Source organism: Mangrovimonas sp. YM274 (genome assembly GCF_030908385.1).
GTDB lineage: Bacteria > Bacteroidota > Bacteroidia > Flavobacteriales > Flavobacteriaceae > Mangrovimonas_A.
In genome coordinates, this window is sequence record NZ_CP133091.1 from 2,821,213 (window position 1) to 2,834,951 (window position 13,739).

Below are 13,739 nucleotides of genomic sequence, written 5' to 3' on the forward strand. Positions count from 1 at the left end.
TATACATGAAGCATTTATTACTCGTATTTCTTGGTGGAGGCTTTGGAAGTGTACTTAGATTTGGAATAGGCAAACTTTGGAACAGCCACGAAACCGGTATCCCCTATGGCACTTTTGCCGCCAATATATTGGGCAGTTTACTTATTGGCATTATTTTAGGATTGGCTGCAAAAAATGATACCCTTACAGAAAGCCAAACCCTGTTTTTGGCAACTGGCTTTTGTGGTGGATTTACCACTTTTTCAACCTTTGCCTATGAGAACCATGTATTTTTAAGGACTGGTGATTTTACAAGCTTTGCCTTTTACACCATTGCCAGTTTTATCATAGGCTTTCTAGCAGTGTTTTTGGGCATATTCTTGGTGAAATAGTTTCCGTGATTATTTCTTTTTATAAGCCTTTACCCCTGCCCTAATCTCTGTATCAAGATAATTGTACCGTGGCACAATAGGACAAGAATATTTTTCATTATAGGCGCAATAAGGGTTATATGCCGTATTAAAATCTATTGTTAAATGATCTCCTTCCGGAATTCTTAAATCGATATAGCGACCTCCCCCATAACTTTCGGTTCCATTGGTAGCATCCAAAAAAGGTAAAAACAAATAGTCTTGATACTCCTCTTGTGCCATCAATTCTTCTCCTTGATACACCTTGAGTTCGTAGAACTCTCCTTTTAACTGAAACTTTAATACTCCATAAACGCGCTCTTTTGATTCGCGATCTGTAGTTGTTTTCATTAAAAACCATGGTGAATCTGGGGTCCGTTGTAATGTTGCTGTTACCACATAAGAAGAGTCCACTTCAAAAAACGACAGGCCCTTGAACCCCTTTCGATCTTTATCTGTCAATGGAGACTTTGTAGCATCCCTAAATTCAGCATTCAACCTTTTCTGAAAGGCTGTTTTCCCCAATATGGGTTGCTTGTCTTGAGCACATCCCAGAGCAAAAGCCCCTAAAATCAAAAAAATTAAGAATCTCATATACATTTTTTTCGCCATCAAAAATACAACTTAAACTTATTTTACATAGATTTGACTTTCAAACTTTTAGCAAACTCATGATTTCAGTCATCACAAAAAATAAGCAAACCTATACAGCTTCTTACAGAAGCCGGACGCTTAAATGATTGTGTTGATTACATCTTAACAATATATCTGTAAAACGTCCGGCTTATGTCGGACATTTTTTTTCATTTTACATCAATCAAACATGAAACAAATTTTTAACAGTTATATCGATACTTTCAAGGGACTCTCTACAGAAGTTTGGTGGTTGGCCCTAATTACGCTTATTAACAGAGCAGGAACCATGGTAGTACCTTTTCTATCGCTCTACCTCACTAAAAGCCTAAACTTTTCATTAAGTGATGTGGCATGGATCATGTCTGCCTTTGGAGCGGGTTCTGTTTTAGGCTCTTGGCTAGGAGGCAAATTGACCGACAAAATTGGTTATTACAAAGTTATGGTGATTAGCCTTATAGCCTCAGGCTTCCTTTTTATAGGGTTGCAATTTATCAACACTTATACAGGGATGATCTTTGGCGTTGGATTATTAATGGCAGTTGCAGACATGTTTCGTCCCGCCATGTTTGTTGCCCTTAGCGCTTATAGCAAACCCGAAAACAAAACTAGATCGGTAACCTTGATACGTTTGGCCATTAACTTAGGGTTTTCAGCTGGTCCAGCTATTGGTGGTATAATTATTCTCTCTTTAGGGTATGCTGGCCTTTTTTGGGTAGATGGCATTACCTGCATATTAGCAGGTATTTTGCTACTCAATGTACTAAATCCCAAAACAGCCAAAGTTCATGACGAGATTACCGTTCCCAACCCTAAATCGGCCTATAAAGATGGGGCCTACATCATATTTTTAATCGCTATGGTATTGTTCAGCATTGTATTTTTACAATACTTTTCCACCATGCCGTTATACTATGAGAAAGAACGATTACTTTCAGAATTTGAAATCGGTCTACTCATGGGAATGAATGGCTTATTAATTGCCATATTTGAGATGCCTCTAATAAAATGGCTTGAAGGGTTAAAATATACCAAAACAGGACTCATTATTTATGGAGCCTTGCTAACAGCCCTAAGTTTTTTGGTGCTCAATCTTAGCTCATGGTCAGGAATCTTAATCGTTGGAATGCTCTTAATGACAGTAGGTGAAATGATAGCTTTTCCCTTCTCCAATGCCTTTGCCCTAAAAAGGGCAACACGAGGCAACCAAGGAGAATATATGGCTCTGTACAGCATGGCTTTTGCCATTGCACATATTTTTGGCCATAATACCGGAATGCAGCTCATTAAACTAGTTGGTTTTAAAAGCACATGGTATATTATCATAGCAATCATGCTAATTTGTGTGCTACTATTAGTATTTTTAAAGCGTAAAATGGCTTATCGAAACATAAGCCAATAACTTAAATATTTAGGATTTTGAATATCGAGAAAGACATCATCATAATAGGCGCCGGTCCCATTGGAATTGCCTGCGCCCTTGAATGCAAACAAAGAGGGTTTGATTATGTGATTTTAGAAAAAGGAGCTCTTACTAATTCACTTTTTAACTATCCTTTAAATATGACCTTTTTCTCTACTTCTGAAAGATTAGAGATCAATGATGTCCCTTTTATAAGTAACAGTCCAAAACCTAACAGAGATGAGGCTTTGGAATACTACAGACGTGTGGCAACCTCCAATCAACTAAACATTAATTTATACGAAGAGGTTTTGGGTATTCTGGAGCACAAAGGACAGTTTGTAGTAACTTCCGAAAAACAAAACTACCGTGCCAAAAAAGTGATTATCGCGACAGGGTTCTATGACATCCCTAAATTGTTGAATGTTCCTGGAGAACAACTCCCAAAAGTATCCCATTATTATAAAGAGGCGCATCCATACAGCATGCAGAAAGTAATTGTAGTGGGAGCCAGTAACTCCTCAGTAGATGCCGCTTTGGAAATTTGGAGAAAGGGAGGAGAAGTAACCATGGTGATTAGAGGCAATGACATAGGAGAGCGTGTAAAATACTGGGTACGCCCCGATATTCTAAACCGAATTGAAGAAGGCAGCATAAAAGCCTATTTTAATTCTGAAATACAAGAAATAAAAGAAGAGGAAGTCTCCATAAATACTCCTAAAGGTATCATTACCCTCCCAAATAATTACGTAGTTGCCCTTACCGGTTACCAACCCAATTTCAAACTCCTTGAAGGGGCCAATATTACTTTTGGTGAGGATGAAAGACATATTCCTACCTATAATGCTGAAACCATGGAAACCAATGTCCCTGGATTGTATCTAGCTGGTGTAATTTGTGGTGGTATGGAAACCCATAAATGGTTTATAGAAAATTCACGTATCCATGCCAAACAAATCGCTGAACACATTTCACAAACCCTTTAATAACTATTTAATAGGCTTGATATAACCATTTTTAACTACAACGGACAACACAATCTGCGTTTTACTTTCACCGTAAACTATTAATTGGTCAATAAAAGCTTCCAAGTGTTTTTGGTTTTTAAGAATAACCACCATTACAATATTCTCATTGCCCGTAATCCGGTAACAATTAATTACCTCATCATAGGTTTTAACCTTTTCCAAGAAAGGTTTAAGCTTCCCCATAAATGCACGTAAGGTAATAATGGCTTTTAGTTGGTACCCTGCCTCAAAATAGGAAACCGTGGTATGGTAATCTTCAATAATCCCCGAATCTTCCATTTTTTTGATACGCTCGGAAACTGCTGGTGAACTAATGCCAACTTGCCTCCCAATTTCAGCATTGGATTGCCGTGCATTTTGCTGCAAACATTTCAATATTTTCCAATTCAAAGTATCAATACTCATTTTTAAAGTTTTTTCAATAAAAAAAATAATTTTTAAACCAAATATACATTTTTACTTTAATTATTAAAGCTGAATCTGAAATCTTGTCCTTAATTTTGATATAAATTGCTATTACACTATGTTACCTCATTTGCCACACCATTTTTCAGAACTCCCTGTGTATCAAAAAGCTATAGATATCATTATTTTATCTAGAAGCATTTCGTCATACTTAAATCAGGATCTAAATTACCTCCGAGAGGATGGCACCGAAGACCATCATATTTACTTTTCAGGAGACCTTGTACAACAATCAGCATCTTTGGCTCCAGAAATTGTCAAGGCCGAAATGGAACGCTATTCCGAAAGGCGTCATAAACACATTGCTGCTCTAAGAAGAATGACCAATAGACTATACAGAAATTGTCGCAGATTGGAAAAATGTAACAGCAACGGAAAGGATTATATCCCGTTGTTAAGACGTGAACTTAAAACCTTCAAAAGACTACAGCACTCATGGATGCTTACGCTGTAAACTTGAATTTAAACAAAAAGAAACACTGAACATACTATACGGAAGCCCAACAGCTTCCGTTTTTTATTGTTAAAAACTTTGTGTATAACTCACCGAGCAATTCCTTAGACAACAGCATCTTATTATTAACTTAGAATTGTCTCTAAGAACTTTTTATTGCTAAGCCCTTCCTACTTATTTGGTTGGTTAAAAAATACAGGAAGGGCTTTTTATTGAATTTAGAAAAGAATCTAAGGTATTCATCAAAAATACACACTACTCTCTTCAATTCTCAAGCCTTCATTATGTGTGTACATCTAAAATGTAGATTTTAAACACCATTATAATCATCCCGACAAGTCCCCCCACTAAAGCTCCATTAAGCCTTATATACTGTAAATCTTCACCAACCTTTTCCTCTATTTGTTTTACCAGCTCTACATTGGAAAGTTTAGCCAAGCTTTCTCCTACCAATTCCCCAATACGATGGTGGTGTTTATCTATCAACTCCAATAAGGTGCTTTTTAACCAAGCATCGGTGCCCTCCACTTTTGAAACATCATTGTAAAAACCATGCAACATTCTATTCACTTTCTCCTTTAAAAGTTGTGTATGTTCTGTTTCCCCAACAAATACTTGTTCGTGGATGATTTCTTTCACTCTTGTTAAAGCCTTTTTTACAATGCCAGAATCAATCAAACGCAACAGGAATTGCTCACCAAACTCATTAATGGTTTCAATAGCAGGATCCTCTTCCGAGGTCAAACGCTCTCCATACTCATAAAGTTGCCTATCTAGTGCTTGAATAATTTTATGATCTTCAGGTGAACTGCGCATTTCCTCAACAAGTTCGTATAGTTGCTCTTGAATACCTTTGGCTATTTTAACAGGTTTTATAGCTCCCAATACCTGACCTGCTCCCACTAAAACGCCCTTAAGCACGGAGCCTTTTTTCTTTTGATTTTTTACTTGCAATTCTACTTCGGCCGTTAAAAATTCCAAAGTTGCTGGATCCGCAATTTTTTCTTTCAGCACCTCCAAAAACACCTTGAGCATCCCGTGATGGTCCTTATGTTCTATTACTTGCTTTAAAAACCGACCTAAAGGCTCCGCTAGGTTATTCCCCTTGCAAGCGGGCCGCAATAAATCCTCCAAACCAGACACCACATTTGGAGCTTCCAATTGCATCAGTAAAGCTTCCAATTCTGGCTTTAGGGTCTGTTGAATGGCTGTTTGATTGTTCCCTTCCATCAAATATTCAAGGATCGGTTTAGCCAATGATACTCCTTCAATTTTATCCCTTAGCATGTCTTTGGAAAGCCATTCGTTATTCACCAAGTCTACAATACCGGCAGACAACTTTTCCCTGCTTTTTACAATGATATTGGTATGGCGTTTTACATAAGGAATGGGGATTTCCTGAAACAGCGCCCTTACAGCAAACCAATCGGCGACACCCCCAACAACCGCGGCCTCAAAACCTGCCAACAGTATCTCCAAAAGGTCACCTTCATACAAATGCAACTTCTTAAAGACAAGCCCAATGGTCATGAAACAAACCGCCAAGGCCAAAGACAGGTTTCCTAATCTATTTTTTTTCATGTTGAACGTTTGGTCTTTCTAAGGTCTTAAAAAATACTGAAAACTAAGGCTTTATTGACACAAAAAACTTTCTTCTGATTTTAAAAGCCATAAAAAAATCCCGAGAAATAGCTCCTCGGGATTTCAGTAAATATTATGTTTTCAACCTACATATTCCGTCTATACTGCCCTCCTACTTCAAACAATGCATTGGTAATTTGACCAAGTGAGCAGAATTTCGTGGCTTCCATCAACTGTTCAAAAATGTTTTGGTTATTGATGGCGGCGTGCTGTATTACTGACAATTGTTGAGCAACTTCTTTAGCATAATGCTCATGGAGATTTTCCAACGTTTTAATTTGGAATTGCTTTTCCTCTTCCGTTGCACGGATTACTTCCGCAGGGATTACCGTTGGAGAGCCCTTACTGCTCAAGAAGGTATTCACCCCAATGATTGGGAATTGCCCATTGTGCTTTAAGGTTTCGTAATACAAGCTTTCCTCTTGAATTTTAGATCGTTGGTACATGGTTTCCATAGCCCCAAGAACACCCCCGCGTTCTGTAATTCTATCAAACTCTGCCAACACAGCTTCCTCAACCAAATCGGTCAATTCTTCAATGATAAAGGATCCTTGAATTGGATTCTCATTTTTAGCCAAGCCTAACTCCTTGTTGATGATCAACTGAATGGCCATAGCACGACGTACGGACTCTTCCGTTGGCGTTGTGATAGCTTCATCATAAGCATTTGTGTGCAACGAGTTACAGTTGTCATAAATAGCATAAAGCGCCTGTAATGTCGTACGGATATCATTAAAGTCAATCTCTTGGGCATGCAAGCTACGTCCTGATGTTTGAATATGGTATTTCAACATCTGTGCTCTTGGATTGGCTCCGTATTTATGCTTTAAGGCCTTGGCCCAAATTCTACGAGCCACACGACCAATAACTGCATATTCAGGGTCGATTCCATTGGAGAAGAAGAACGACAAGTTTGGTCCAAACTTATTGATGTCCATTTTTCTAGACAAGTAGTACTCTACATAGGTAAAGCCATTGGCAAGGGTCAATGCCAATTGGGTAATTGGATTAGCTCCAGCCTCCGCAATATGGTACCCAGAAATAGACACCGAATAAAAATTGCGAACATTGTTCTCGATAAAGTATTCCTGTACATCTCCCATCAATCGCAAAGCGAATTCCGTAGAGAAAATACAAGTGTTCTGAGCTTGGTCTTCCTTAAGAATATCCGCCTGAACTGTTCCGCGCACCTGAGCGATGGTTTTAGCTTTGATATCGGCATAGACATCGGCAGGCAATACTTGATCTCCTGTAACGCCCAACAGCATCAATCCTAAGCCGTCATTTCCTTCAGGTAATTCACCATTATATTTTGGACGCTCTTTTCCTTTATAGATTTTGGCTATTTTGGCCTCCACTTCTTTTTCAAGACCGTTCTCCTTAATGTAAATCTCACATTGTTGATCGATTGCGGCATTCATAAAGAATCCTAGCAACATTGGTGCAGGACCATTGATGGTCATACTTACCGAAGTCATGGCATCGGCAAGATTGAATCCTGAATACAATTTCTTGGCATCATCCAAACAGCAAATAGAAACTCCCGCGTTTCCAATCTTTCCGTAGATATCAGGACGATGGTCTGGATCGTTTCCATAAAGCGTCACCGAATCAAATGCTGTCGACAGACGTTTGGCAGGCATTCCTAAACTTACGTAATGGAAGCGGCGGTTGGTACGCTCTGGCCCACCTTCTCCGGCAAACATACGTGTTGGATCTTCACCCGTTCTCTTAAACGGATATAATCCTGAAGTATATGGGAACTCCCCTGGAACATTCTCCTGCAAGCACCATCTTAAAATATCCCCCCAAGCTTGGTACTTTGGAAGGGCCACTTTAGGAATCTGTGTATGCGACAAGGATTCTGTATGTGTTTCTATCTTTATTTCCTTATCTCTTACTTTAAAGGAATAGATTGGATTTTTATATCGGTTTACCTTTTCATCCCAACCGGTAATTACTTCCCAGTTGTATGGGTCAAGGTTCATTTTCATTCTGTCGAACTCCTTAATTAGAAGTTCCAATAATAATTTGTTCTCTTCTGAAACTACCAAGGCTTCGGTATCCACTCCTGAACGTGTTAATACCGGTGCTGAGCCTACCACCGTTTCAATGGTTTTATAAATTCCATATAGCTTTTGAGCTACCTCTACTTGTGCCGTAGCAGTAGTATCATAAGAACGGTTGTTTTCTGCGATTTCAGAAAGGTAACGGGTTCTGGATGGAGGAATCACAAAAATCTTCTCGCTCATTTCCTTGGTGATTTCAAAAGTCGACTTTAAATCACTCTCCGACTTTTCAACCAAAGTATCCATAATGGCTTTGTACAACGAGTTCATTCCTGGATCGTTGAACTGCGATGCAATCGTTCCGAATACCGGCATATCATCCGGGTTGGCATGCCACAGATTGTGGTTGCGCATGTACTGCTTCTTCACATCACGCAAAGCATCCAAAGCGCCACGTTTGTCAAATTTGTTAATCGCCACCAAATCGGCAAAATCCAACATATCGATTTTTTCCAACTGGGTTGCAGCACCAAATTCAGGAGTCATGACGTATAAAGACACATCACTGTGCTCCAAAATTTCTGTATCGGACTGACCAATTCCAGAAGTTTCCAAAATAATCAAATCGTACTCGGCTGCTTTTAAAACTTCCACAGCCTCATTAACGTATTTTGACAATGCCAAATTAGATTGACGTGTTGCCAAACTGCGCATGTACACTCTAGGGTTATTAATGGCATTCATACGAATTCTATCCCCCAATAAAGCGCCACCCGTCTTTCTTTTGGAAGGGTCCACAGAAATTATCCCGACTGTTTTCTCTGGAAAATCGATTAAAAAACGTCTTACCAACTCATCCACCAAAGAGGATTTACCGGCACCTCCCGTTCCTGTAATTCCGAGTACTGGGGTATGGCTGTTTTTATTTTTAGCATGAATATCTTCTAAAGCAGCCTTGGCAACTTCTGGGAAGTTTTCCGCGGAAGAAATCACTCTCGCAATAGCTTTTGGATTCTTCTCTGCTAAATGACTTACTTCTCCATTCAAGGAATCCCCAATGGCAAAATCGGATAACATTACCAAATCATTGATCATTCCTTGAAGGCCCATTTCACGACCATCGTCTGGCGAATAGATTCGGGTAATCCCGTAATCCATCAATTCCTGGATTTCTTCTGGAAGGATGACTCCCCCACCGCCACCAAAAATCTTGATGTGGTCTGCGCCTTTTTCCTTCAACAAATCATACATGTATTTGAAATACTCATTGTGTCCTCCTTGGTATGAGGTCATGGCTATGGCATTGGCATCTTCCTGAATAGCCGTGTTTACCACTTCTTCTACACTGCGGTCATGCCCCAAATGGATTACTTCCACTCCTGTGGCTTGAATAATGCGGCGCATAATGTTTATGGCAGCGTCGTGCCCGTCAAAAAGCGAGGCAGCGGTAACAATTCTTACTTTATGTTTAGGCTTATAAGGTGCTATCTGTTTCATCTGTAGTAGCTATTGAATTAGTTTTTAAACTGAAAACCAAGACCATACATAAAACCCATTAGCGTTTTAGGTTATTAATCAAATGATTCTTTGATAATTTGTCTTGATTTTCGAATCGCAAATTTAAGGATAATTCAAAAAAATAACCGGTTTATCTCAAATTATCTAAAACGATTGAGAATAACGGTGAGCTTGATGATTTTCAACTAATTTTAATACTCTCCAAAAGCTTTTGTCATGACAAAAATCACCATTTTAATTCATTGCAAGGATCAACCTGGAATTATCGCTTCCGTTACAAACTTTATTGCCAACAACAATGGAAATATTGTGTATATAGACCAACATGTAGATCGTGAACAAGACATTTTTTTTATGCGTCTAGAAAGTGATTTTAGAGAAGACCTATTTCAAGAGAATACTTTTAAACAAGCTTTTGAGATTTCCTTATCTACAAAATTTAATATGAAATGGCGTATGTATACCAATAATGACCTTCCTAACATGGCCATTTTTGTTTCTAAATACGACCATTGTCTTTATGATATTCTCGGGCGCTATAATTCTGGAGAATTACAGGTTCATATTCCTTTTATAATAAGCAACCATAAAGATTTAGAACCGATAGCCAAAAGTTTTAATATTCAGTTTTATCATATTCCAGTGAGTAAGGAATCTAAGGTAGATGCAGAAAAAAAACAATTGGAACTATTGACTCAACACCAAGTCGATTTTGTTGTGTTAGCGCGCTACATGCAAATTGTATCGCAAAAGCTTATAAATCACTACCCAAATAAAATCATCAATATACACCATTCTTTTTTACCTGCATTTATTGGTGCTAAACCATACCATTCGGCATAAAAAGAGGGGTTAAAATCATTGGAGCAACAAGTCATTATATTACAGATGATCTTGATGCTGGCCCTATAATTGCCCAAGATGTCACCAGCGTATCCCACACACATTCTATTGCCGACTTTATTGCCAAAGGAAGAGATTTAGAAAAGATTGTGCTTTCCAATGCCATAAAATTGCACATAAACAGAAAGGTTCTTGTTTACAACAACAAGACCGTAATTTTTTCATAAGGTTTAATTATTATTTCGGGAGCTCATAGCCTCGCGTATCAAGGCCTCGACCACCGGTTGGCTGTCCTCCTCAATATTGGATGCGGTAAGCGACATAATGAGGGGTAATAAATGGGAGGTTGTTTCACTGGAAATGCTTTGAGGAACTTTAATAAGTTCACGTTTCCACAGTGAGAGCAATTGATTAATTAATTTTGAAGATGGATGGTAATGATTTTTAATTTGATGAGTCAAGCTCTTCGAGTAATTTCTAAATAACAAGGGATTTTTGATGAGCTTCAAAAAAAATCTTTGGGTTTCATCTACAATAGCATCCTGATGATTTAATGATTTAATGATAAATTCCTCACGATGCTGTCCATTGCAAGTCTTCAAAAGTAAAAAAGCATCTACAATTAAATTAGTATGATCAACAATAGCTTGATAATAAATATCCACACCGAGGTTCGTATTGATAACCAATACCTCATCTTTGATAACCCCCTTAAGAAACGCCCCTAAGGTTGTGACCTCTGAGTTTGATATAAGCAAATGCTTTTTATAACCTTTACTATAAATGCTTACCACTTTTAAACCATGAGTTTCCATACACTCTTAAATTACATATTTGACATTTTATTTGAGGTAAATTTAAAATATCAACAAAAACACTTTGTATAAATTTAATAATTAATAATCAACACTCCAATTTCAAAGATTAATATTCTCTATTGAAACATAATCTTTAGCTATCCAAAAATTATGGAACCACTTTTGTATTTTTGAAACCATTAAATTAGAAGCCCTATGAAAAAACTTATTGCACTCTTTATTTGTCTAATTTCTCTAAACACTCAAGCTCAACTCAAAGAACTTTTTAACAAACTCCCTACCAGCACAGAAGAAGTGCTTGGTAATGCCGATATAGCAGAAGCGCTGAGACAAGCTTTAGACCAAGGAATAGAAAAACAAGTAGACAAACTCACAGAGACGGATGGTTTTTACAAAAACGAACTAGTAAAAATCTTGTTTCCAGAAGACATTCAAAAGGTCGATAAGGCATTGCGCAATATGGGCCTCGGCAAATTGGCCGACGAAGGGGTAAAAGTACTTAATAGAGCTGCTGAAGATGCCGTGAGCGAAGCCACGCCTATTTTCGTCAATGCCGTAAAGGAAATTACTTTTAATGATGCCAAAAACATCCTTATGGGAGAAGACAATGCAGCTACCTTATATTTAACCGACAAAACCCAAACGGAGCTTTATCAGAAGTTCCATCCAGTTATTAATGCATCCTTTAAAAAAGTAGGCGCTGATAAAATTTGGGAAACTTTAATTGATCAATACAACAACCTTCCCTTTACAAAAGATGTCAATCCAGACCTTACCGATTATGTTACCAAAGAAGCCTTGGATGGCGTCTACACCATGATTGCAGTGGAAGAATCTAATATTAGGACAGATATTTCCTCTAGAACAACAGATTTGCTTCAGGATGTTTTTGCTATGCAAGACTAATACCTTTATTAAAAATAAATCAGACGTTTCTATTTTTGGCACAACGATATACATTTCAATTTTAACCAACTCATTATCCATAAGTTATTAAATGAAAGTTAATCCAAACCTAATATTTACATAACATTAGTTTTTGTAAAATGTACCATCTTTGTAGTGTTAGCAAAAAAATGAAAGTTTCTTCACAAAATTAGAATTAGTAAGTTAGTTTTAGATCGGTCTTCATACGAAGGCCGATTTTTTTATAAACAAAGCAATAATTTAACTTGTTGATTAACAATATTTTAAATATATTTAAATTCCTTAATTGTTGTAGAAATGAAAACGTCGTCCGAATTAAAAAGCTACCAGCAAAAGCTCCTTACGAAATACAAAGAACTTATCGAGCAGGCTTACAATTTACGTCAAACAGATTCGGCACTTAGCGACATTTCAGAATACAAAGCCATTAAGCTGCTCAACAAACTTAATCGCCTCAAGTATCTTAGCAGAGAAAGGGAACTGTCTCAGCACCCTACCCCTCCTGCTCCTTTAAGTTGAAATTTTACATTTTTTTAACTAACCCAACACATCTAAACCCCTCATAGGGGCGTATTTATAGTATATAAAAGCAACAAATAAATGAACAAACATTTCTGTAAAGTAGGAACCATCAGACCAAACCTTGAGAAGGTTTCCAGTCTGAACGATTTGGAAAGAAAACATTCCAATTTCATCGAAGAAGCATATAATCTAACACAAACCGATTCTGGACTGAGCGACGTGTTATACCATGAAGCTTCAAAACTTAGAAGAAGAATCTCGCGCCTTAAAGGTATTAGCTCAAATACTCTTGATGCAGCCTTTTGAAGTACACAAATGCTTGGGTGAGCCTTGAACCGTACCATGAGAACATTTCTCCATCTACCAATAATATTTTGGCAGAGGGCACAATGTCCTTTAAAATGTTGGTATCGTCCTCTTTAAACGGGTAAGGCTCACTGGATAGCAGAATAAGCTCGACACCTTCCAAAGAACTTTCATCAATCTGAATTTCTGGATACCTTGATAAATGACCAAAGTGATTGTCAAATCCCTGAATTTCCATTAAATAGTTTATAAAACTATCATTGGCAGCTACCATCCAAGGTGATTTCCAAATAAAATAAGCCGTCCTAAATCGAGGGTAATCTTCCACAAACTCTTTAAAATCTAAAAGCTGAGCCTGCAAGCGCTCCTGTAATTCCGTAGCACGAGTTTCTACACCAAAGATACTGCCATACATACCAATTAGTTCCAAGCAATCCGAAAACCCTAACACATCACTAATGTGCACAGGAGCTATCTTTACACATTCCTGCACAATCTCCAAAGTGTTCTCTTCCTTATTACACAGAATAATGTCTGGCTGAAGTGCCCTTATTTTGTCCAAGTGAATTTGCTTGGTTCCCCCAACCACCGTCACCTCATCCCGAATACTCCTTGGATGCACACAAAACTTGGTCACTCCAACTAAGTGGTCTTTCAAGCCCAAATCGCATAACAGTTCTGTTTGGCTTGGCACCAAAGACACTATGCGCTTGGGTTTGTCATGTAAAACAACAGACCGGTATAGCTGATCTTTGTAAATATTCATTGCAACGGAGGAAGCTAA

Annotated in this window: 13 protein-coding genes and 1 pseudogene; 8 read left to right on the forward strand and 6 right to left on the reverse strand. The window is 38.0% G+C overall.

Annotated elements, in window-relative coordinates:
- Positions 1–5 precede the first annotated feature (5 nt).
- Entirely contained in the window at positions 6–371 is a 366-nt protein-coding gene (gene crcB / locus RBH95_RS12165) for a fluoride efflux transporter CrcB (protein WP_307899864.1), read from the forward strand.
- A 9-nt stretch (positions 372–380) separates the two neighbouring features.
- Here crcB and RBH95_RS12170 read toward each other — a convergent pair whose 3' ends face one another.
- A complete protein-coding gene (locus tag RBH95_RS12170; RefSeq protein ID WP_307899865.1) occupies positions 381–983 on the reverse strand; it encodes a DUF1684 domain-containing protein in 603 nt (200 codons plus the stop codon).
- 229 nt (positions 984–1,212) lie between these two features.
- Between RBH95_RS12170 and RBH95_RS12175 the strand changes: the two genes are divergently transcribed.
- Entirely contained in the window at positions 1,213–2,424 is a 1,212-nt protein-coding gene (locus tag RBH95_RS12175) for an MFS transporter (RefSeq protein ID WP_307899866.1), read from the forward strand.
- Positions 2,425–2,441: 17 nt separating this feature from the next.
- Positions 2,442–3,410 carry a YpdA family putative bacillithiol disulfide reductase gene (locus RBH95_RS12180; RefSeq protein WP_307899867.1) on the forward strand — a complete coding sequence of 323 codons (969 nt, stop codon included), beginning with the start codon at positions 2,442–2,444 and terminating at the stop codon, positions 3,408–3,410.
- 3 nt (positions 3,411–3,413) lie between these two features.
- Here RBH95_RS12180 and RBH95_RS12185 read toward each other — a convergent pair whose 3' ends face one another.
- Entirely contained in the window at positions 3,414–3,857 is a 444-nt protein-coding gene (locus RBH95_RS12185; protein ID WP_307899868.1) for an Lrp/AsnC family transcriptional regulator, read from the reverse strand.
- 118 nt (positions 3,858–3,975) lie between these two features.
- Here RBH95_RS12185 and RBH95_RS12190 point away from each other — a divergent pair, with 118 nt between their 5' ends.
- The gene (locus RBH95_RS12190; RefSeq protein ID WP_307899869.1) at positions 3,976–4,371 is read left to right on the forward strand and encodes a hypothetical protein; all 396 of its coding nucleotides are present in this window, start codon (positions 3,976–3,978) and stop codon (positions 4,369–4,371) included.
- A 282-nt stretch (positions 4,372–4,653) separates the two neighbouring features.
- On the opposite strand, the gene RBH95_RS12195 is transcribed toward RBH95_RS12190, so the two are convergent.
- On the reverse strand, positions 4,654–5,952 hold the full coding sequence (locus RBH95_RS12195; RefSeq protein WP_307899870.1) for a DUF445 domain-containing protein: 1,299 nt from the start codon (positions 5,950–5,952) through the stop codon (positions 4,654–4,656).
- A gap of 146 nt (positions 5,953–6,098) precedes the next feature.
- Positions 6,099–9,518 (reverse strand): methylmalonyl-CoA mutase family protein, encoded by a 3,420-nt coding sequence (locus RBH95_RS12200; RefSeq protein WP_307899871.1) that lies wholly within the window; start codon positions 9,516–9,518, stop codon positions 6,099–6,101.
- 237 nt (positions 9,519–9,755) lie between these two features.
- Between RBH95_RS12200 and purU the strand changes: the two are divergent.
- Positions 9,756–10,609: pseudogene (gene purU / locus RBH95_RS12205) on the forward strand (formyltetrahydrofolate deformylase).
- 3 nt (positions 10,610–10,612) lie between these two features.
- Here purU and RBH95_RS12210 read toward each other — a convergent pair.
- Positions 10,613–11,197: a hypothetical protein gene (locus RBH95_RS12210; protein ID WP_307899872.1), complete on the reverse strand. Its 585-nt coding sequence runs from the start codon at positions 11,195–11,197 to the stop codon at positions 10,613–10,615.
- Positions 11,198–11,395: 198 nt separating this feature from the next.
- Between RBH95_RS12210 and RBH95_RS12215 the strand changes: the two genes are divergently transcribed.
- From RBH95_RS12215 to RBH95_RS12225, 3 genes are all read left to right on the forward strand, one after another.
- Complete coding sequence (locus RBH95_RS12215; protein WP_307899873.1) at positions 11,396–12,106, forward strand: DUF4197 domain-containing protein; 711 nt, start codon at positions 11,396–11,398, stop codon at positions 12,104–12,106.
- Between the two features lie 318 nt (positions 12,107–12,424).
- Positions 12,425–12,646 carry a Lacal_2735 family protein gene (locus RBH95_RS12220; protein ID WP_307899874.1) on the forward strand — a complete coding sequence of 74 codons (222 nt, stop codon included), beginning with the start codon at positions 12,425–12,427 and terminating at the stop codon, positions 12,644–12,646.
- A gap of 81 nt (positions 12,647–12,727) precedes the next feature.
- Positions 12,728–12,955 (forward strand): Lacal_2735 family protein, encoded by a 228-nt coding sequence (locus RBH95_RS12225; protein WP_307899875.1) that lies wholly within the window; start codon positions 12,728–12,730, stop codon positions 12,953–12,955.
- On the opposite strand, the gene RBH95_RS12230 is transcribed toward RBH95_RS12225, so the two are convergent.
- Positions 12,924–13,721, reverse strand: a complete 798-nt coding sequence (locus RBH95_RS12230) for an ABC transporter substrate-binding protein (protein WP_307899876.1) — start codon at positions 13,719–13,721, stop codon at positions 12,924–12,926. The two genes, RBH95_RS12225 and RBH95_RS12230, sit on opposite strands and share 32 nt — an antisense overlap.
- Positions 13,722–13,739: the final 18 nt, after the last annotated feature.